Genomic DNA, 18,518 nt, shown 5'->3' with positions numbered 1-18,518 from the left:
GCGCCGCTGGGTTTTTTTGCTCACGCACAGATGTGACTTCCCTCCCCCCCCCCCCCCTTTCCCGCAGCTATCCTCCCACCCAACCCCACCCCCCCCCCCCCCCCCCCCCCGCCACCGAAACTCGAAACGTTACTGGCGACCCGGGAACAGCCGTACCGCATCGGAGGGGAGCCGCCCGACGAGGAGCTCGGGCCGGTGACGGCGCGCGTGCTCGAGCTGCCCTGGGACGACGGCGTGTCCCTGATGACGAGAGAGGTGTTCGGCCGGCTGTGCACCGCCGCGATGCTTCCCGCGCTGGAGGAGGCATGCCGCGTGGCGGCCAGTCTGACGCGCCTGCCGGCTTCCCTCGATCCCTCGCCGTACGCCGTGACCCACCGCTACCACGAACCGTTCCTGGGCAGTGAGCAGGAGTGAGCCCGCCCTACTGGCACGCCCCGAACGGTCTTGGGCGCGCTGGTCCTCCGCTTTCGCGTCCTGGGCGGCGACGCATATCACGTATGCGGTCCGTTCCAGGCGGGCGGAATCCCTACGACCTGGCCATGTGGGTGTGGCCAGAGGCGACGGGGAGGCCCCGAACCATCACTCCGGTGGAACGGGGGCCCCGACTGCTGACGCCACACCCGGCGTTCCAAGTCGCAACGAACACGTTACGCACACCCCGCCGGGCACACCCACAGATCGTCACGCCGTTCACTCAATCGTGCCCATGTTCGCCAAAACAAGGTGCTGGCCAAACAGTTGTGAACCCCTTCGTCCGGGCGTACTGCCGAACTGGTGGGGCGGGGTCGAGGAACCGCTCGTCTACCTCACCCTGGGCACCGTGGCGGGCGCCATGCCGACCGCCGCCGGCCTGTACCGGGCGGCGCTGGAGGCGGTGAGCGGACTGCCGGTGCGGGTACTGCTGACGACGGGGCACGGCGCCGACGTATCGGGGCTCGGGCCGATTCCGCCCAACGTCCATGTGGAGGCGTGGGTGCCGCAGGCCGATGTCCTGGGCAGTGCCTCCCTCGTGGTCTGCCACGGCGGGTCGGGGACGGTCTTCGGCGCCCTGGCGGCAGGCGTCCCGCTGGTCTGCGTCCCCCTCTTCGCCGACCAGCCCGTGAACGCCCGGCTCGTGGCCGAGGCGGGCGCGGGGACAGCTGTCACCCCGACCGCGGGCCCGGCGGACGAGTCGACGGTGCTCGGCCCCGACGATGTCTTCCGTATCCGGTCGGCCGTCGAACTGGTCCTCAAGAAACCCTCGTACCGGGCGCGGGCCGAGTGCCTGTCCGACGAGATGCGGGCCACCGCCACGGACAGGGAACTGATCGGCGCCCTCGAACCGCGCTCCTGAGCCACGACATCCGCAGCTCCGCCCAGCGGCACGTCCGTACGGTGGGGTTCGGTGCGCCGAGGCGCTGTGGCGGCGTACGGGCGGGCATGGGAAAGAGATGGCACGAGTATCCGCACCCGTGATCAAGCTCGTCCGGCGTACGACCGAGCCCGTCGGAGCGCAGACCCTGCGTTCCACGGCAGCCTCCGTCATCGCCTACGTCGTGGCGGTGTGGACCCTTCCGCATCCGGCACCGCTCACCGCACCGCTCACCGCACTCCTCGTCGTACAGGTCACCCTCTACGCGACCCTCACCACGGGGATCCGCCGGGTGAACTCCGTCATCGTCGGGGTGCTCATCGCCAGTGCGCTCAGCTCCCTGGTGGGACTCAGCTGGTGGAGCCTCGGCCTGACCATCTTCGCCTCGCTGATCATCGGGCGGCTGGTGCGGGTCGACGAGTTCGTACCCGAGGTGGCGATCAGCGCGATGCTCGTACTGGGCGTCTCGCAGGTCGCCTCCACGGCATGGGACCGCGTGCTGGAGACACTGATCGGCGCGGGCGTGGGAATGCTGTTCAACCTGCTCTTCGCGCCACCCGTCTGGGTGCAGTCCGCGGGCGCCTCCATCGACAGTCTGGCCCAGGCGATGGGACATCTGTTCCGCGCGATGGGAGAGGACGTGGGCCGTCACACCTCCGTCCAGCGGGCGGTCGACCGGCTCCACGAAGCCCGTCGGCTGGACCATGACATCGTGGAGGTCGACGCCTCGCTGCGGCAGGCCGAGGAAGGCCTCACGCTCAACCCGCGCGTCCGGCAGGGACTGCTGTACCGGGTCGTGCTGCGTACCGGTCTGGACACCCTGGAGATCTGCGCCGTCGTGCTGCGGGTGCTGTCACGCACCCTGACCGACCTGGCCAAGGCCCGCACCGACGAGACGCTGTTCCCCGCCGACGTGGCCGAATCCCTGACGGAGCTGTTCGGACAGATGGCCGGTGCCATCGAGAGCTTCTCGGAGTTGATCATCACTCCGGTCGCGGAGAACGGCGAGGAGGCTGAGGACCGGCTCGCCCGCGCACTTGCCGTCAGCCGTGCGACCAGGGACCGGGTGGCGAACCTGCTCCTCGAAGACGTTCAGGAACATCCCAGACAGTGGCAGTTGCACGGAGCCCTGCTCGCCGAGGTCGACCGGATTCTGGACGAGCTCGACATCGACAAGCGCACGGAACGCCTGGGCAAGGAGCTCGACCGGCACTCGGCGCAACTGCACGAACACCATCCCTGGTTGCGTGCCGTATCGCGCCGGCTGCGAGGCAGTCGGACCTGAGCGGTGCGGGCGGGTGGCGTCACCCGGAGGCCGGAAGCCGTTCGATGGCGACCAGCGCCGCATCGTCGCCCAGGCGGCCGCCGGCGTGGCGGACAAGGTCGGCACACAGAGATTCCAGCAGGGAGTCCGGGCCCTGGCCGCATCGCAATGCGGCCCGCTCCGGGAGCGGATAGAAGACCCCTGACCGGTCCCGGGACTCGATGACACCGTCCGTGTACAGAAGCAGGGTGTCGCCGACGCCGAAGGCGAACGTCTCCGCCGTGTGTTCGGTGACCAGCAGGTGCGTCAGACCGAGCGGCGGGGCGGGCGCTCGTACTTTGAGCGGGATCGCCTCTCCCGCGCGTAGTAGGAGCGGCGGTGGATGACCGCAGCTGACGAGGTGGAGTTCGGTGGAGGCATCCGGGATGTCGAGAACGGCCGCGGTGACAAAGGACTCCGCAAGGTCCTGGTCGTCGTCCATGCCTTCGTGAACGGGGTGGTTCTCGTCCAGTGCGATGCTCGCCTCCAGATGCGCCACCAGATCGGGCAGCTGCGACTCCTGGCGGGAAAGAGCGTGGAAGGCACCCAGGACGCTGGCTGCCTCGCCGATCGCGGACAGTCCCTTACCGCGGACATCGCCGATGATCAGGCGGGTTCCGTCGGTGGTGCGGGCGGCCGCGTACAGGTCGCCCCCGATCTGCGCCTCCGCCTCCGCGGCCAGATAGGCCGAGGCGATGCGCAGGGGGCCACTGCGCCTGGGCAGCGGCCGAAGCACCACTCGCTGCGCCGCTTCGGCCACCGAACGGAGCTGGGACACCGCCTGCTCGTTCCGTTCTCTCAGATGGGCGAAGAAGGTGACGAAGCCAGAGATGAGAATGAGCGCGATGATCTGGTAGGTGTGATTGAGGTCGTTGATGCTGGTGCGCGCGATGGCCACCAGGGATTGGGCCAGCACGGCGACCGCACCGACGAAAGCGGTCATGCGCGGCCCCGTGAAAGAGGCAGCCACCGCGGGAGCCGCCACCAGGAACGGGCCGAGGTGCACATCCGGCGGCGAGGTGACGTCAACCACCGTGACGACGGCGATCAGCGCGAACGGCATCGCCACGAGAGCGTTCCTGCGCCTTCGGGTCTTTCGGAACGACTGAAGGAACCGCCGGGAAGCCATGCTTCCGGGATACCGCACCCGGTCCGCCTCCGCTCGCGTACCGCTGATCGGCACGCATGGCACATCCTCGGCTCCCGTCACTCCGTGTTGCACATCGCTCACTCGAACGGTCGCCCGATTTCACTCCCTTGCTTCGCGCGTCGCGCCATTCGGGCCGGGCCTGGCAACGCTGAGCCCACCAACCGCTCCTCGACGAAGAGAGAACAGCATGACCGTCTCAACCTTCCTCGCCCCGCGGATGCGGATACGCGGGCGGCGCGCGCAGACCGTCGCCGTGACGCTCACCGCGGCCGCCCTTGCCGCGGGCGCCGGACCTGCCGCAGCCGAGGGCGGTGTCGATCCGGTCGGCGCCAAGCCCACGGTGGTGGTGGTACACGGCGCGTTCGCCGATGCCTCGGGCTGGAACGGCGTGGTGGAACGCCTGCAGCGTGACGGGTACAAGGTCATGGCCCCGGCCAATCCGCTGCGCGGGCTCGCCGGTGACTCCGCGTACATAGCCGGCGTGCTGAAGAGCATCAGGGGCCCGATCGTGCTGGCCGGGCATTCCTACGGCGGTGCGGTGATCAGCGACGCCGCCGCGGGGAACCCGCAAGTGAAGTCGCTGGTGTTCGTGTCCGCGCTCATGCCGGACAAGGGGGAGAGGCTGTCGGACCTGTCGGCGAAGTTCGCGGGAAGCGAGCTGAATGCGGCTCTGAAGCCGGTGCCGTTCCCGGAGGCCGACGGAAAGGAGGGGACCGATCTGTACATCCAGCCCGCCAAGTTCCACGACGTCTTCGCGGCGGACTTGCCGTCGGGCACCACGGCCGTGATGGCCGCCACTCAGCGCCCCATCAACGGAGCCGCGTTCATGGGCACGGCGGCTGCGGCGGCCTGGAAGACCATTCCGTCCTGGGCGCTGGTGGCCACCCGGGACAAGGCCATCGCCCCGGATCTCGAACGCTTCGAGGCCAAGCGCGCCAATTCGCACACCGTCGAGGTCGACTCCTCCCATGTCGCGATGATGTCGCACCCCGATGTCGTCGCCGATCTCATCCGGCAGGCCGCCGGAGACCGAACACCCGCGAAGTCGCTCATGGCCCCGACGGGCACCAGCACTGTGGTCCTGGCCTGCATCGGCGGACTCGCGGGCGTGACCGTCCTGACAGGCGCGGGCCTGGTGACGGCGGCCCGCAAGCGCCGCGTCACCAATGACGGTCCCGACACGGCCCTCTGACACGAATACACGAATCAGCGAGCACCCGGTACCAGGCCGACCCCCGGGTTCGGCTGCGCCCGTCACGGCACGGCGCCACCAGGAGCTCCGCTCCGGCCCGGGGGCCGGAGCGGAGCTCCTGGGTGTCTACGGCACCAGCCGGGACTCCGACAGGTGGGGCGACGGCGGTGCCGCGCCGTCCACCGTCGCGGAGTGCAGCGCGGCGTGCTCCTCGCGGGACACGACCGACCGGCCGCCGCGCACCGTCAGCCGGCGTCCCTGAGGGGTCGTCCAGCACACCTCGGCGCAGTCGCCGACCACGTCCACCTCGGGATCCGGTGCCGGCTCCGCACCCTGCTCCGTGCCGGACCGTACGAGGGAGAGGGTCCCCGCCGCGAACGTGTCGCCCAACGCCGCCCAGCCCAGCTCGACCGGGGTCGCGCTCTCGAAAAGGACGACTTCGATCCGCACCCCGTCAGCGAGCGGGACCAGCCGGGCCGTCGGCGTACGGCCGCCGAAACTGCCCCCGGCCAGGCTGAAGCCCAGCCGCGCCGTCCCCAGGACGAGGTCGACATCGCCGTCGACCACGGACGTCTTTGCCACGGGCGGCGCACCGATCACGTCCACCACCAGACGCAGCGACCGCGCCCGGAACCGGTCACCCGGCTCGATCATGTCGAGGTGGTGGTGCCGGTCGCCCGCCGGGCAGGCGAAACCCGCCAACCAGGCCACATGCGGGCCGCTCTGCACGGTGGAGAGCACACCGGACGCGAAGTCGAAGTCCTCCGCCCCGTCGTCCCTCATCAGATGGACGTGCAGATGTCCGGGAGAGCCGTCGGGGCGCACCCAGTGGCCGAACAGGGGGCGGCGCTGCAGCCAGGTGTCCTGGTGGTTCACGCTGCCCAGTGTGGTGACCGCGTCCAGCCAGGTGGTTCCCGTCTCCGGGGAAGGGCTCTCGGCGAAGAGCTCCCGGTGCTCACGCTCACCCTCCAGTGCCAGCAGTCGAGGCAGGGCCCAGTCGGGCATGCGGTACTCCACACAGGCGTGCACACCGATCGACATCTCCCCCCGGACAGAGCCGATCTCCGGGGTGCTCAGCACACCGCGTACCGCCTTCACCAGGAACGGTGGCACGCCCAGATCGTTGCTGTAGCAGCGGGCCATGGGGCCGGAGAGCTGACGGGTCGGCGGGTGCCAGCGGGCCAGGAAGTGCAGCCAGAGCCGGTCGTGCAGCCGGTTGTTGAGCTCCAGCACCTCCTCGTCCCGGACGTGTTCCCTGATCAGGGGCAGCGTCTGGAGCACGACACCCCAGTAGGACGGGCTGTTGAACTCGGTGAAGCTGCCGGTGCTGTCAATCGCCTCGCACAGCCGCACCATGCGGTCCTTGCCGTACGCGAACAGCGCCTCGTCGTCGAGGAGCCTCCCGGCGGCAAGCGTGACGAACGTGCCCATCACGGCGACGTTGGTGTACGTCATGTGGACATTCCGGCGGACGATCGACGCCGCCGCGTGCCGTACCGACTCCCGGAGTTCACACAGCACCGCGGGTGGCAGACGGTCACCGGCCGGGCGTGCACCAGCAGCAGCTGGATACCGAGGAAGTCCGCCCAGTTCCAGTCGGCGGGGTCCATCTTCGCTGCCGGTTCCTCGGCGTAATAGCCCCAGATGCCCTAGGTGGCGCTCTCCGTGGACCGGTCCTGGAGCTCCGCGATCCGCAGGATCACTGAGTGAGCGTGCTCGCCGTCGCCGTCACCGTCCCGTTCGAGCAGCAGCAGCGCGTACTGCAGGGAGTTGCGGGTGGGGTGCGCAGGGCCGCCCTTGATGTGGGTGTGGATGGGGTTGTACGGGGCTTCGACCTGCAGCAGGTTCGCCTCGGAGTCCCAGCAGCGGTCGCCCTCGGAAAGGGCCGCTCGCAGCAGGGCGCGGTCGTACCCGGCGGCCGACCAGGCAGGGTGCACGGGATGTCCTCCAGCTCGCGATCGTCGGACCGACGATCTCCGGCAACGCTTGGGAAACGTTTTCCAGAGGCTAAGCCGATGTCAACGGCCGGGCAAGGGGCATGCGGTGAGACCCCGGGTCAGAAGTCCATCCCGAACCCATTGGCGCGGCGATATCGGGCGGTGCAAGGTGACCCCGGCTGGAAAACGCTTTCCAGTCCCGAAGGATCGGCGACAAAGGTACCCAGACCCCGGCGGCGTACCAACAACCCTTCCGCGACAAGGTCGTTGAGTGCCCGGACGGCGGTGGTGGAACTGACCCCGAAACGCTCGCGCAGCTGGTTCTGAGTGATGAACGGGGCGCCGGCCTCGTACTCGTCACGTGCCACCTCGGCCCGCAACTCATCCTTGATGCGCTGGTACTTGGGCCCGGACGTACCCATCCAGCCACCGCCCTCCCGGATTTTACGCGTCAATCGGCCTTGATCACAGTGTGGTGGCGGTTAACGTATTATTTCAAGGGGGTTGCGGCGAAAACCGGCAACTTAGTGCGTCAATTAGGGGAGTTGACGATTCAATGCGTCAATCCAGTGGCCCGGACGGGGTCCTCAGCCGGTCGTGCGGGGCGGCGGTGCCGTGCTGGCACGCACCACCAGTCGCGACGGCACGGCGAGCGTGCGCGGCGTCGCCGTCGCGTCGCCGAGGGCCAGCAGCAGCGCCCGGCGGCCGATCTCTTCGAGCGGCAGCCGCACGGTGGTCAACGCGGGCGTGACGTCGCAGGCCACCGGCAGATCGTCGAAGCCGACGACGGAGACATCGGCGGGCACGCTCCGCCCGAGGTCGTCACGGAGCGCCGCGAGCGCCCCGAGCGCCATGGCGTCATTGAGCGCGAAGAGTGCGGTGATCCCCGGCGACCTGCGGAACAACTGCACCGCCGCGGCCCGCCCGCCGTCCCGGGTGAAGTCGGCCTCGACGCGATGGCGCTCCTGAACGGAGATGCCCAGTTCGGCCGCCCGCTCCAGGAAGCCGTGCAGCCGGTCCTGTACGGAGACCAGCGCCAGCGGTCCGCAGATGATGCCGATCTCCGTGTGCCCCAGCCGGGCGAGATGCTCGGCGACCGCCCGGCCACCGTCGCGGTTTCCCGGCGCGATCGTGTCCACCGGAAGATCCTGGTGCGCGACCGCGGTCACCCGGCCGCCCTGCGCCGCGAACGCCTCCAGCTCCTGGGTGAGCGCGGGGCTCCCGCCGGTGAAGCCCGAGCCGGCCAGGACGACGGCGCGGGCCCGCTGCGCCCGCAGCCGTGCCACATACTCCGCCTGGAGTCCGGGCTCATGGAAGGTGCCGGCCAGCATCACGAGGAGCTTGTGGTCGCGGGCGACCTCCATGACACCGGCCGCGATGGCGGAGTAGTAGGCGTCGTTCACATCGTGCACGATCAGACCGACGATGGACGTCGTGGACTGCACGAGCGCGCGGGCCGGCGCGTTGGACACATAGCGGAGCCGGGCGGCCGCCTCCAGGACGCGCTCCTGCAGCTCCCGGGTGACGTTGCGGTCGCTGTCGCTGAGGACGCGCGAAGCCGTGGCGAGAGAGACCCCGGCGTCCTGCGCGACCTGCTGGAGCGTCACGGCGGACGGCGGGCGGGGACGGGCGGAACGTCGATTGACCTGGCTTTGCATAGGGCTACGATAGCTGCACTGAAAGCGTTTTCCCATTGCGTACGCAATAGGAAACCCGGCACCGGGACCTCGGTCGGCCCGTGCTCCATCGGCCCGGCCCGGTCGGCGGCATCGTGGCCTCGTCCTCAGAATCCTCTGGACGTCTCGTTCACCACGGGTGCTCCGCGAGGTACTCGGCGACCCGTTCCCGGTCCCATGCCCCGTCCGCGACAGTGACGCGGTAGCGGCGGGACAGGGTGTCGCCCGGGGCCAGCTCCAGTTCGTCGTAGAACGCGAAGGAGGGCGCGACGGCCGCGAAGGGTTCGTTGCGGACGAACCAGTGCGCCGGGTGGGTCCCACTCTCTCCCGTGTGATCGTTCTCCGGGGCGTGCCGGAAAATCAGTGTGGCGTGGCCGTCGGCGCCGTCGTGCTCACCGCTGTAGGCCAGCCACGGCGCCTGCGTCCCCATCAGCTCCGGCCCCGCGCCGTCCGGCCCGAGGATCAGCCCGCCCCGGAAGGCGCGCGGCCCACGCCAGAAGAGACCGGTGTAGCCCGCCGCCTCCCGGCCGTGCGTCGTGGGGCTGCCGAAGTGCAGCGGCTCGGTACGCCGATTGGTGATCGCGCTCGACCAGGTCAGCGTCCAACTGCCACCGGCGCCCGTACCGGCGCCGGATCCGGCGTGCTCCACGTCATGCATCTCGATACGCCGCTGCTCGTCCGCCCAGTGCGTGCCGTCGTGGTGGAGCCAGCTCAGCCGCTCCGCGATGACCGCACGCCCGGCGTCCGCCGCCACCTCGTCGAACCCGATGTGCGCCATCGATCCGACCCGTTCGGGCAGCGGCCGGTAGTCCTGGCCGTGCACATAGGTGTTGCCTCCCCACAGGTTCTGCCCGGACAGATGGGAGGCCGTCATCTGGAGGCCCTTGTGCCAGCGGAGATCACTGGGCCGATAGTCGGTGACAACGTTATCGGCCAGTGTGCGCATGGGGTGGACGTACGGCTTCGGGGCCCCCAGGCCGCCTCCGGGCGGTAGACATAGCTGATCAGATCGATGCCGCCCCGCTCCTCCGTGACCGTGATCCGGTCCCCGTGGGCGTGCGTGATGCGCAGTGGACTGCTCATGTCCCGAGTCTCCCGGGTACGACCGGAAAGCGCTTACCAAAACCTAGGGCCTGCGCCGGACGAACGTCAACAACAAGGAAACGGACCGGTGTTCCGCACGCTCGGCGCCCACCCGCTGCGCACCCCCCACCTGTGAAATTCCGGGCACGACCCGCAACCGGGGCTGCCGCCATGGATGGACAACGCTCCGAGCCCGCAGCCGCCGCGCACCCGGTTCCATCGGCCGAGCTGCCGGGATTCCCTCCCGGCGCCCGGGTGCTGATCGTCAACGCCGACGACTTCGGGATGTACCACGCGATCAATGCCGCGGTCGTCGATGTGATACCGGGGGCCGACCGGCCGACGGCTTGCCGCTCACTCATGGAAGGGCAGCAAGACGTCGGCCGTTTCTCTGAGGCAGGTACTGCGTGACACGGGTACTACGTGACGCAGGTACTACGTGACGCAGGTACTACGTGACGCAGGTACTACGTGACACAGGTACTACGTGACACAGGTACTACGTGACACAGGTACTACTTCGGCGGGCGGATGTTCTCGCTGCCGATGTTGCCCTGCTGGTCACTCTGCTCCTGCAGCTTCTGGGCCTTCTCCTGGAGCCGCCGGCGCTGCTCAGGGTCGGTGGTGCGCTCAGCGGCCTCGGTCATGTGCCGGGCCTTCTCGCGCAGCTGCTGCGCACGGTCACCGGATTCACGTGCAACGCTCATCATCGCTCCTTGTGCGGTTGGGAAGAGCTTGCTCCATCAGAGAACCAGCGTCGCCGGTTCACCGCACCTCGAATCGTCACTCAGTGTTACGGTGTGCCGTGGGGGTGGTGCGGCGCTGGCATGATCGAGGGCATGAACGAGAGCATCATCGCCGCGTGTGACGGGGCATCGAAGGGCAATCCGGGGCCTGCGGCCTGGGCGTGGGTCGTGGCCGATGCGCAGGGGCGACCGGAGCGCTGGGAAGCGGGTCCGCTGGGGACCGCCACCAACAATGTCGCCGAACTCACGGCGCTGCAGGAGCTGTTGGAGTCCACGGATCCGTCCGTGACGATCGAAGTACGGATGGATTCGCAGTACGCGATGAACGCGGTGACGAAGTGGCTGCCGGGATGGAAGCGCAACGGCTGGAAGACCTCGGCCGGAAAGCCGGTGGCCAACCGTGACCTGGTGTCCCGCATCGACGCCCTGCTGACCGGCCGGACCGTGGACTTCGTCTATGTGCCCGCCCACCAGGTGGACGGAGATCCGCTCAACGCCCTCGCCGACCAGGCGGCCAGCGAGGCTGCTGTGGCGCAGCGGCCGGCCGGTACCGCGCACGGCTCGCAGTTGCCGACGCCCGCTCCGGCCCGGGCGACCGAGGGGCGGGGCAAGAGTGCTCCGGCGAAGAAGGCAGGGGGCGCGGCGCGCTCCGCACGCTCCGGTGGAACCATCCGGGCCAGGTTCGCGGGCCGCTGCCACTGCGGAAAGCCTTACGCGGCACAGGAGATGATCGCCAAGAACCCTAACGGCTGGGGCCACCCGGAGTGCCGCACAGCGCCCGTCTGAGGCACGGCCCGTCGGGCCTGCGCACCCGGTGCGGCCCGACGGAGGCGGTTCGCCGCCCGGAGCGGGCGAGTGGCCACGCGAAATGGGGCCCGCGTGCCATGATGCGGCTCCGACGGCAGCGTCCGCAGTGCTCTGCCGATGCCGCCGGCAACGGCGACACGCTGGGGGGCGTATGGGAAGCACGGGCACGGTTCTGCGCGAATTGCGCGGCGCGCAGAAGACGGCCAAGGGGGTGTCGCTGTACTCGCGGTACGTGAACCGCCCGGCCGGACGGTTGTTCGCGGCAGGTGCATATCGCATCGGACTGACGCCCAATCAAGTCACGCTGATCAGCGCGGCATTCACCTTCGCCGCCATCGCCTCGGTGGCTCTCGTCCGGCCGTCCTGGGGGCTCGCGGTCGCGGTGTACGCGGGGCTCGTCATCGGCTTCGCCTTCGATTCGGCCGACGGGCAGCTGGCCAGGCTGACCGGCAGGGGAGGTCCGGACGGCGAGTGGCTGGACCATGTCGTGGACTGCGCCAAGATGATCCTCGTACACACCGCCGTGCTGATCTCGTTCCAGCGGTTTTTCGATCTGCCGGCCGAGGGCTGGCTGCTCCTGCCGCTGGGCTTCCTGTTCACCGCCGTTCTGACCTTCTGCGCCGGGCTGCTGCGTGAACAGCTGGGCAGGGCGGCCGCCTCGCCCACGGCGGGCAGCGGTGCCGCGGCCCCGGTGTCCCGGGTGCGGGCCGTGGCACTGCTGCCCGCAGACTACGGGGTGTTCTGCCTGGTGTTCCTGCTGCTCGGCGACCGGACCGCGTTCCGCATCGGCTATGCGGTGCTCGCTGTCGTGCACGCACTGTTCCTGGTGGCGTTCCTCGCCAAGTGGTTCAGGGAGCTGACAGCGCTCCGGACTGCGGACTGACGAGCGTGTCCAGCGCCCGGCGCAGCTGGGTGCTGGACGTGTGCACGGTGTACGGGAAGTAGACCACCTCGACGCCTACCTCGGCGAAGTCGTGCTCCAGCCGCTTGCCCTTCTCCGTGTCCCGCCAGTCGTCCCCCTTGAAGATGACGTCGAACCTGACCTGCTGCCAGGTCTCGACCTTGTCGGGCACGGTCTCGACGAACGCGGCGTCCACGTAGCGGACACTGCGTACGATCTCCAGCCGTTCCGGCAGCGGAATCACCGGTTTGTGGCCCTTGGCGAGCGCGGCCATCTCGTCCGAGACGACACCCGCGACGAGGTAGTCGCACTGGCTGCGGGCATGCCGCAGGATGTTGAGGTGCCCTATGTGGAACAGGTCGTAGACCCCCGGCGCGTAGCCGACCCTGTGCACCATCCGTTCTCTCCCCCCACGGTGAACGTGATGTCCGTGTCCAGCAGCCGTTGTCCGGACATGGCATCCGGTGCTGCGGGATATCGGTATCGGTGTTGATGGTGCAACGACCTTACTGTGAAGACCACTTGCGCATCTCGTGAACGGATAAGCTCACTTTTGGGGCTGTTCCTTGGGGGGAACACAGAATGTTCCGGGGGGAAGGCGAGCGTCCATGTCCGATGCCGATCGTCACAAGCCGTTCGAAGACCGCACGCTGCTGGTCGTCTCGACCAACTACGCACCGGAGCTGACGGGCATCGGCCCGTACGCCGCGCAGCTCGCCGAGCACTGGGCCGCGTCCGGGGCCGAGACCCATGTACTGACCGGCATGCCGCACTACCCGTCCTGGCGTACCGAAGCGGAGTACCGGGGCGTGTGGCGGGTCGCCGAGAAGCGGGCCGGGGTCACCGTCCACCGGCGAAGACACTATGTGCCGCCGCGCCAGACTGCCCTGCGCAGAGCGGCGTTCGAGGCCACGGTGCTCGGGCACGGTCTGCTGTCGCCGCCCGTTTCGCGTCCGCCGGACGCGGTGATCTCCCAGATGCCGAGCCTTGCGGGCGGTGTCATAGGGGCCCGGCTGGCGGGCCGCCACCGAGTCCCGCACATACCGGTCGTGCAGGATCTGATGGGTGCCGCCGCCGCGCAGAGCGGTATCCGGGGCGGGGGCCGGGCGGCAGCCGTCGCCTCGGCGGCCGAACGTTACGCGCTGCGCGGCGCCGCCCTCGTCGGAGTCATCCATGAGAGTTTCGTCCCGCGTGTCACCGAGTACGGCGTGGACCCGGGGCGTATCCGTATCGTTCCCAACTGGTCGCATGTGCAGGCGTCTTCGGCAGACCGCACGGGGACCCGGGCAAGACTCGGCTGGAGCGAGGGCACTCCCGTGGTCCTGCACTCGGGGAACATGGGACTCAAACAGGGCCTGGAGGTCCTGGTCGACGCAGCCCGGCTGGCACCGGAGATACGTGTCGTGCTGATGGGGGACGGGAATCAGCGCGAGGCGCTGCTGGGGCGTGCGACGGGCCTGCGCAATCTCGACTTCCTGCCGCCGGCCGGGGCGGACGAGTTCACGGACATTCTCGCTGCCGCAGATGTGCTGGCGGTGACCCAGCGGGCATCCGTGCTCGACATGAGCGTCCCGTCCAAACTTACCTCGTACTTCGTCTCGGGCCGCCCCGTCGTCGCCTCGGTCGCCGACGGGGGAGGCACCGCCCAGGAGGTCCACCGGTCCGGCGCCGGGATCCTCGTCGCACCGGAGGATCCCGCCGCGCTGCTGTCAGCCGTACGCAAGCTCTTCGAAGCGCCGGCCGAAGCGGACCGGCTCGGCGCCAACGGACCGCAGTACGTCGCACGTCACCTGAGCCGAGAGGCGGGCCTGGCCCGCTTCGACGCACTGCTCACCGAGGTCCTCGCGGACGCACAAGGGAGACCACGCCGATGACCCAGCCGATCCGCGCCCTGGAGGACCAGGACGAACCCGCGCTGCTGAGGGACCAGTTCCGTCAGCTCCTGCGCTATCGCGCACTACTCGCCTCCGGCGTGGTCCTCGGACTGCTGGGCGGCGGCTGGCTCGCCCTGAGCGGCGAGGAGAGCTACACATCGACGGGCGAGGTGGTCGTACGCTCCGCCGCCTCGGATCCCTTCGCCGCGGGCGCCTCCGCCGACAAGGGCATCAACATCGGCTCCGAGCGGCAGACCGCCGTCAGCGACACCGTGGGCACCCTGGCCGTCGGCTCCCTGGCCAGGCACGGCGACCGGGTGGAGGTCGGGACCCTGCTGTCCGGTCTCCAGGTCACCAACCCGCCGAACACCCTCGTGCTCCGCTTCTCCTACACCGGCCGCACCCCCGCGCTGGCGAAGGCGCGGGCCGAGGCGCTCGCCGACGCCTATCTGGAGATCCGCAGACAGCGCACCGAGGACAGCATCGCCAACATGGTCGACGGCTACCGTGCCCAGCTGAAGCCCCTCACCGAACAGCGCGATCAGTTGGCGGAGCAGGCCGGGACGAGCAACGACGTGACCAGCGCACGGGGCAACCTCGTGGTCTCGATCTCCGAACTGACCAGGAAAATCTCGGAGTTGCGCGCTCTGGACACCACTCCCGGCTATCTGACGAAGAAGCCCGTCGCGCCCACGGACCCCACCGGTGCGGGGCTGCCCCTGCTGCTCGGACTCGGCGGTGTCGTCGGGCTCGCGCTCGGACTGCTCCTTTCGTGGGTACGCCTGGTCTTCGACCCTGCCGTGCGCTCCACCCGGGAGCTGGTCCGTTCGCTCGGCGCCCCGCTGCTCGGCACCCTGCCCAGGGAACGAGCATCCGTGGGCGCGCTGCTCGCCATCGGACGGAGCGGGAGCCGGCTCGCCGAGGAGTACCGGGCGGTCGCCTTCCGGCTCGCCTACGACCCGTCGTTCGCCCAGCGCCGCAGACTCCTGGTCACGGCCCCGCGCGGGGACAACGACGCAGCGGCGGCCGCCGCGGTCAACCTGGCCGCGGCCTTCGCCGAGATGGGACGTGACGTACTCCTGGTCGAGGCCGATCTGCGCACCCCCTCGCTGGCCGGGGACCTCGGCCCGGCCGTGCAGGGCGCCGGGCCGCGCTGGGCGTCGGAGGGCGAACGGGCCTGGCCGTCGGACAGCCGGATGAATGTGGACGTACCCGGTTCGGGTGCCTTCACCCTGATAGCGGGCCGGCGCACGGACAACGTCCCGCGTGCCCTGACCTCCGCGCCCGTCGGACGGATCGTCGCCGAGGGCGACCGGCCGGGCGCCGTCGTCATCGTGCTGGCCCAGCCCGTGCTCTCGTACGCCGACGCCGTCGCACTGATCGACCGGGTGGAGGGTGTCGTGGTGGTCTGCGACCCGCGCGAGGTGCACCGCAGCGACCTGGAGCGGATCCGCGAGATCATCGAGGCGGCCGGAGGCTCCGTACTCGGCGCCCTGCTGCACCCCGGCCGGAGCCGCTACGAGCGCCGGGCCCGCAAGAAGGCCGGCCGGCGCCGCACGGGCGGCGGCCGGTCCGGCTCCGGGACGGGCCGGGGCGACGGCGGCCGCGGCGGCCGGGAGCACACCGGTGACCCGGCCGAGACGCTCGGCCTGCGCACCTTCGACTACACCGCGGGACACAGATGAAGGCACGGACCGCGATCGTCTGCTCGGTCGCGGACCAGGGCGTGGCGGCGCTCACCAACATCCTGGTGCTGGTGGCCGCCGCCCGGCTCTCCACGGTGGCCGACTTCGCCCGCTTCTCGGCGGTCTACCTCGCCTTCACCGTGTTGCTGGGGGTATCCGGCGCCTACACCGGGCAGCCGCTCGTGCTGCGGCGCGGCGAGAGTGACGAGGTGCGAGGGGCGTGCCGGTCGGCGGTCGCCTTCACCCTGCTCACCGCGACCGCGCTCGGCGCCCTGCTCGCCACCGTCTGCCTGACGCTGCCGGGAGCCACCGCCCGTGCCCTGATGATGCTGGGGCTCGTCCTGCCGGTGGTCCTGGGGCAGGACACCATGCGTTACGCCTTCTCCACCCTGCACCTGCCGCACCTGGCGTTGGCGAGCGATGTGCTCAGACTGGTCTGTGTGCTGGGCGCGCTGGCCATGCAGCCGTACGGTGCCCCGGCGGCCAGGCTCGTCAGCGTCTGGGGGCTGTCCGCGCTGCCCGCCCTCCTGCTGTCGGCTGCCCTGCTGCACCGCAGAGTGGCCGGTACGAACCTGCGGCTCAAGGTCCTGCTGCGGAAAGGGCATCTGGGACGGCGCTTCGTGGTGGAGTTCGGGGTGGGAAACGCCACCAGCCAGCTCTCCGTCCTCGGACTCGGCATGGTCGGCAACCCGCTCGTGGTGGGAGCCCTGCGCGGCGCCACCACTCTCTTCGGGCCGTTGAACGTGCTGTTCACCTCGGCCACCGGCTTCGGCCCGCCCCTGCTCGGACGGCTCGCCTCCGAACGGCGCAGGGTACGCGCCACAGCGACGCTCGCCGCGGTCCTGGCCGCCACAGCCGCCGCCTGGGCCACCGCACTCGCCCTGCTGCCCGACGGAATCGGCCGCCATCTGCTCGGCGACACCTGGCCCACGGCCGCCGCCCTGCTCCCGGCGACGGGCAGCCAGTACGCGGCGATGGCCGTCGGCACCTGCGGGCTGCTGGCGCTCCGGATGCTCGACCCCCGTACCACCCTCTCCATCCAGGTGATCTTCTCGCTCGCCGCTGTCGCCTTCCTCACCGGCGGCTATGTGCTCGGCGGGGTGCCGGGTGCGGCCTGGGGCCTGTGCCTGGGATCCGTCTGCAAGGCGGTGGCCACCTGGACCCGGGTGGCCCGGCTCAGACGCCGCACCGCGGTGGAACAGGCGCCCGTCAGCGCGCGCGCTGTCCGTTCCGGCTCCTGAAGCTGGTGATCAGCAGCAGACAGAGCGCCGCGATCGCCAGTTTCCCGACGGACTGCAACAGCGGTCCGCGCAACAGAATGAAGGTGTACCCGGCGATCAGCGGCGCGGCGATGGCCAGAACACTGCCGGGGCCCGGGCCGTCCCGGGACACCGCCCGCGCGTAACGCCGGTCGGTGCGTGCGGCGACGTACCCGATCAGTGCGAGACCGCCGACCACGCCCGGAGCACCGAAGTCGACCCAGAGCTCGGTCCACAGCGGTGCCGACAGGTTGGTCATGTTCATCCCCATCCACTGGCCGACGCGGACCCCCGTGTCCTCCGGCTTGCCGCTCCACACCGACCGCGGCACGAAGAAGAGGGCGGATCCCGCCAGTTGACGCCCATAGGTGTGGCCGCGGGTGTCGACCCAGGTAATGGTGTTGGCGAACATCACCGTCTGGTCGTAATCCTTGGTGGCCAGCGGCTCGAAGACCGACGACGAATCCACCGGCCGGTACCCGGCGCCGTCGTAGCGGAACCGGTCCGCGTACGGGAACAGCACCAGCGCCCCGACCACCCCCATGGCCAGCACCGACCGGTACATCGCCGCGCTGCTCGGGAACGCGGTGAACAGGAGCGAGACCAGTACGGTCAGGAACCAGTAACGGGCATTGGATATCGGGTTGTTGACGACGACGTTGAGGATCAGCAGCCCGCACCAGACGAGAACCGTCGAGGGGGAACGCCGGGCCCTGCGCGAGGTCACCAGGCGGCGGGTGTAGAAGAGCAGCCCCAGCAGCGCGGGTACCGTACCGAAGCCCTTGAGGAAGGCCGACCCCACGTTGGACTGGCTCGACGCGACCCCGCTGACCGCGACCGAGGCGCTGATCTCCTGGCGGCTGGTGAAGAAGATCGCGGGCCCGCCGAGCTTCAGGACGTAGTAGCCGCTCGCCGCGAAGGCCAGCACCACCAGCAGCCTGAGCCGCATCCGGTGCGCGGTGGCCGGACCGCTTCCGGAGCGTGCGGTGGCCCGGCGGCGCAGTGGACGCCGGGACGCCAGCAGCGCCCCGAGGTCGAACGCGGCGCACCCCACCAGGATCAGCGCGATGGCCGTCATCAGATCCGACCGCGGCCCGACCATCGGGGTGGGGGTCTGCCCGATGACCGCCTGCGCGAACGGCGCCACCCCCATCGCGATGTACACGAACATCCAGAACACGCCCTGCAGCAGACGCCGCCGCGTGGACAGAATCATCGTGGCGAGCCGGGCTCCCGCGTAACACGTCAGCACCAGCTGCAGCCAGTACGCGGTGTCCCGGACGCCCGTCCCCGGCTGCGCCGCGATCACCGCGGGCAGGAAGCAGACCAGGCCGAGGATGAGAGGCACGGCCAGAGCCCGCGACAGCATCGCCCAAGACATGGGCTTCGCCGGCGGCTGGACCGGGTCTTGCGGGCCGTGCTCCGGTACGGGTACGGACGCCGCCGCCTCGTGCACGGACGTCATCTGTTCCCCGTTCCGTGGACCTGTGAACACTCTAACGAATCAACCCACTTGGGGGGTTTGGATGACTAGTCTGGAAAAGGTCGGCCGAG

General features: G+C 69.9%; 19 protein-coding genes and 1 pseudogene. 10 read left to right on the top strand and 10 right to left on the bottom strand.

Annotation, left to right across the window (positions count from 1 at the left end; genetic code table 11):
• The first annotated feature begins 195 nt into the window (after positions 1-195).
• The 3 genes from ACZ7IB_RS15455 to ACZ7IB_RS15445 all read left to right on the top strand — a co-directional run bounded on the left by ACZ7IB_RS15455 (position 196) and on the right by ACZ7IB_RS15445 (position 2,636).
• Positions 196-414 carry a hypothetical protein gene (locus ACZ7IB_RS15455; RefSeq protein ID WP_470912972.1) on the top strand — a complete coding sequence of 73 codons (219 nt, stop codon included), beginning with the start codon at positions 196-198 and terminating at the stop codon, positions 412-414.
• Positions 415-706: 292 nt separating this feature from the next.
• On the top strand, positions 707-1,333 hold the full coding sequence (locus tag ACZ7IB_RS15450; RefSeq protein WP_470912971.1) for a glycosyltransferase: 627 nt from the start codon (positions 707-709) through the stop codon (positions 1,331-1,333).
• A gap of 97 nt (positions 1,334-1,430) precedes the next feature.
• Positions 1,431-2,636, top strand: coding sequence for an FUSC family protein (locus tag ACZ7IB_RS15445; protein WP_470912970.1), 1,206 nt, complete (start codon positions 1,431-1,433; stop codon positions 2,634-2,636).
• 19 nt (positions 2,637-2,655) lie between these two features.
• On the opposite strand, the gene ACZ7IB_RS15440 is transcribed toward ACZ7IB_RS15445, so the two are convergent.
• Positions 2,656-3,717 carry a PP2C family protein-serine/threonine phosphatase gene (locus tag ACZ7IB_RS15440; protein WP_470913173.1) on the bottom strand — a complete coding sequence of 354 codons (1,062 nt, stop codon included), beginning with the start codon at positions 3,715-3,717 and terminating at the stop codon, positions 2,656-2,658.
• Between the two features lie 274 nt (positions 3,718-3,991).
• On the opposite strand from ACZ7IB_RS15440, the gene ACZ7IB_RS15435 reads away from it, so the two are divergent.
• Positions 3,992-4,996, top strand: coding sequence for an alpha/beta fold hydrolase (locus tag ACZ7IB_RS15435; RefSeq protein ID WP_470912969.1), 1,005 nt, complete (start codon positions 3,992-3,994; stop codon positions 4,994-4,996).
• A gap of 126 nt (positions 4,997-5,122) precedes the next feature.
• Here ACZ7IB_RS15435 and ACZ7IB_RS15430 read toward each other — a convergent pair whose 3' ends face one another.
• From ACZ7IB_RS15430 to ACZ7IB_RS15405, 6 genes and pseudogenes are all read right to left on the bottom strand, one after another.
• A complete protein-coding gene (locus ACZ7IB_RS15430; RefSeq protein ID WP_470912968.1) occupies positions 5,123-6,451 on the bottom strand; it encodes a hypothetical protein in 1,329 nt (442 codons plus the stop codon).
• Entirely contained in the window at positions 6,448-6,606 is a 159-nt protein-coding gene (locus ACZ7IB_RS15425; RefSeq protein ID WP_470912967.1) for a hypothetical protein, read from the bottom strand. The genes ACZ7IB_RS15430 and ACZ7IB_RS15425 overlap by 4 nt, the downstream gene beginning before the upstream one ends.
• Before the next feature lie 39 nt (positions 6,607-6,645).
• The gene (locus ACZ7IB_RS15420) at positions 6,646-6,933 is read right to left on the bottom strand and encodes a hypothetical protein (RefSeq protein WP_470912966.1); all 288 of its coding nucleotides are present in this window, start codon (positions 6,931-6,933) and stop codon (positions 6,646-6,648) included.
• A gap of 119 nt (positions 6,934-7,052) precedes the next feature.
• Positions 7,053-7,355, bottom strand: coding sequence for a GntR family transcriptional regulator (locus tag ACZ7IB_RS15415; RefSeq protein ID WP_470912965.1), 303 nt, complete (start codon positions 7,353-7,355; stop codon positions 7,053-7,055).
• Positions 7,356-7,520: 165 nt separating this feature from the next.
• The gene (locus ACZ7IB_RS15410) at positions 7,521-8,591 is read right to left on the bottom strand and encodes a LacI family DNA-binding transcriptional regulator (protein ID WP_470912964.1); all 1,071 of its coding nucleotides are present in this window, start codon (positions 8,589-8,591) and stop codon (positions 7,521-7,523) included.
• Between the two features lie 148 nt (positions 8,592-8,739).
• A pseudogene (locus ACZ7IB_RS15405) lies at positions 8,740-9,692 on the bottom strand (DUF6807 domain-containing protein).
• 171 nt (positions 9,693-9,863) lie between these two features.
• Here ACZ7IB_RS15405 and ACZ7IB_RS15400 point away from each other — a divergent pair.
• A complete protein-coding gene (locus tag ACZ7IB_RS15400; RefSeq protein WP_470912963.1) occupies positions 9,864-10,103 on the top strand; it encodes a hypothetical protein in 240 nt (79 codons plus the stop codon).
• A 104-nt stretch (positions 10,104-10,207) separates the two neighbouring features.
• Here ACZ7IB_RS15400 and ACZ7IB_RS15395 read toward each other — a convergent pair whose 3' ends face one another.
• Positions 10,208-10,399 (bottom strand): DUF6381 family protein, encoded by a 192-nt coding sequence (locus ACZ7IB_RS15395; RefSeq protein ID WP_470912962.1) that lies wholly within the window; start codon positions 10,397-10,399, stop codon positions 10,208-10,210.
• A 132-nt stretch (positions 10,400-10,531) separates the two neighbouring features.
• Here ACZ7IB_RS15395 and ACZ7IB_RS15390 point away from each other — a divergent pair, with 132 nt between their 5' ends.
• The gene (locus ACZ7IB_RS15390) at positions 10,532-11,224 is read left to right on the top strand and encodes a ribonuclease H family protein (protein ID WP_470912961.1); all 693 of its coding nucleotides are present in this window, start codon (positions 10,532-10,534) and stop codon (positions 11,222-11,224) included.
• Positions 11,225-11,396: 172 nt separating this feature from the next.
• On the top strand, positions 11,397-12,128 hold the full coding sequence (locus ACZ7IB_RS15385; RefSeq protein ID WP_470912960.1) for a CDP-alcohol phosphatidyltransferase family protein: 732 nt from the start codon (positions 11,397-11,399) through the stop codon (positions 12,126-12,128).
• On the opposite strand, the gene ACZ7IB_RS15380 is transcribed toward ACZ7IB_RS15385, so the two are convergent.
• Complete coding sequence (locus ACZ7IB_RS15380; RefSeq protein WP_470912959.1) at positions 12,094-12,543, bottom strand: FAD synthase family protein; 450 nt, start codon at positions 12,541-12,543, stop codon at positions 12,094-12,096. The genes ACZ7IB_RS15385 and ACZ7IB_RS15380 overlap by 35 nt on opposite strands.
• 211 nt (positions 12,544-12,754) lie before the next feature.
• Here ACZ7IB_RS15380 and ACZ7IB_RS15375 point away from each other — a divergent pair, with 211 nt between their 5' ends.
• From ACZ7IB_RS15375 to ACZ7IB_RS15365, 3 genes are read left to right on the top strand one after another with little or no spacing between them, the layout of a single operon-like run.
• A complete protein-coding gene (locus tag ACZ7IB_RS15375; protein WP_470912958.1) occupies positions 12,755-14,020 on the top strand; it encodes a glycosyltransferase in 1,266 nt (421 codons plus the stop codon).
• Entirely contained in the window at positions 14,017-15,705 is a 1,689-nt protein-coding gene (locus tag ACZ7IB_RS15370; RefSeq protein ID WP_470912957.1) for a P-loop NTPase family protein, read from the top strand. The genes ACZ7IB_RS15375 and ACZ7IB_RS15370 overlap by 4 nt, the downstream gene beginning before the upstream one ends.
• Complete coding sequence (locus tag ACZ7IB_RS15365; protein WP_470912956.1) at positions 15,702-16,946, top strand: MATE family efflux transporter; 1,245 nt, start codon at positions 15,702-15,704, stop codon at positions 16,944-16,946. Before ACZ7IB_RS15370 ends, ACZ7IB_RS15365 begins: the two co-directional genes overlap by 4 nt.
• On the opposite strand, the gene ACZ7IB_RS15360 is transcribed toward ACZ7IB_RS15365, so the two are convergent.
• Positions 16,915-18,429, bottom strand: a complete 1,515-nt coding sequence (locus ACZ7IB_RS15360; RefSeq protein WP_470912955.1) for a hypothetical protein — start codon at positions 18,427-18,429, stop codon at positions 16,915-16,917. The two genes, ACZ7IB_RS15365 and ACZ7IB_RS15360, sit on opposite strands and share 32 nt — an antisense overlap.
• Between the last annotated feature and the right edge of the window lie 89 nt (positions 18,430-18,518).

The sequence above is a fragment of the Streptomyces sp. NPDC037301 genome (genome assembly GCF_055602785.1).
The sequence above is the reverse complement of the archived record's forward strand: the minus strand, read 5'-3'. Positions and strand labels throughout refer to the sequence as shown.

Excerpts from the sequence above, each read along its gene's own strand:
- ACZ7IB_RS15390 (WP_470912961.1), top strand. The coding sequence starts at position 10,532 with ATGAACGAGAGCATCATCGCCGCGTGTGACGGGGCATCGAAGGGCAAT.
- ACZ7IB_RS15415 (WP_470912965.1), bottom strand. The coding sequence starts at position 7,355 with ATGGGTACGTCCGGGCCCAAGTACCAGCGCATCAAGGATGAGTTGCGG.
- ACZ7IB_RS15380 (WP_470912959.1), bottom strand. The coding sequence starts at position 12,543 with ATGGTGCACAGGGTCGGCTACGCGCCGGGGGTCTACGACCTGTTCCAC.
- ACZ7IB_RS15365 (WP_470912956.1), top strand. The coding sequence starts at position 15,702 with ATGAAGGCACGGACCGCGATCGTCTGCTCGGTCGCGGACCAGGGCGTG.
- ACZ7IB_RS15445 (WP_470912970.1), top strand. The coding sequence starts at position 1,431 with ATGGCACGAGTATCCGCACCCGTGATCAAGCTCGTCCGGCGTACGACC.
- ACZ7IB_RS15450 (WP_470912971.1), top strand. The coding sequence starts at position 707 with ATGTTCGCCAAAACAAGGTGCTGGCCAAACAGTTGTGAACCCCTTCGT.
- ACZ7IB_RS15395 (WP_470912962.1), bottom strand. The coding sequence starts at position 10,399 with ATGAGCGTTGCACGTGAATCCGGTGACCGTGCGCAGCAGCTGCGCGAG.
- ACZ7IB_RS15400 (WP_470912963.1), top strand. The coding sequence starts at position 9,864 with ATGGATGGACAACGCTCCGAGCCCGCAGCCGCCGCGCACCCGGTTCCA.
- ACZ7IB_RS15430 (WP_470912968.1), bottom strand. The coding sequence starts at position 6,451 with ATGACGTACACCAACGTCGCCGTGATGGGCACGTTCGTCACGCTTGCC.
- ACZ7IB_RS15425 (WP_470912967.1), bottom strand. The coding sequence starts at position 6,606 with ATGGACCCCGCCGACTGGAACTGGGCGGACTTCCTCGGTATCCAGCTG.
- ACZ7IB_RS15370 (WP_470912957.1), top strand. The coding sequence starts at position 14,017 with ATGACCCAGCCGATCCGCGCCCTGGAGGACCAGGACGAACCCGCGCTG.
- ACZ7IB_RS15360 (WP_470912955.1), bottom strand. The coding sequence starts at position 18,429 with ATGACGTCCGTGCACGAGGCGGCGGCGTCCGTACCCGTACCGGAGCAC.
- ACZ7IB_RS15440 (WP_470913173.1), bottom strand. The coding sequence starts at position 3,717 with ATGCCGTTCGCGCTGATCGCCGTCGTCACGGTGGTTGACGTCACCTCG.
- ACZ7IB_RS15385 (WP_470912960.1), top strand. The coding sequence starts at position 11,397 with ATGGGAAGCACGGGCACGGTTCTGCGCGAATTGCGCGGCGCGCAGAAG.
- ACZ7IB_RS15375 (WP_470912958.1), top strand. The coding sequence starts at position 12,755 with ATGTCCGATGCCGATCGTCACAAGCCGTTCGAAGACCGCACGCTGCTG.
- ACZ7IB_RS15410 (WP_470912964.1), bottom strand. The coding sequence starts at position 8,591 with ATGCAAAGCCAGGTCAATCGACGTTCCGCCCGTCCCCGCCCGCCGTCC.
- ACZ7IB_RS15435 (WP_470912969.1), top strand. The coding sequence starts at position 3,992 with ATGACCGTCTCAACCTTCCTCGCCCCGCGGATGCGGATACGCGGGCGG.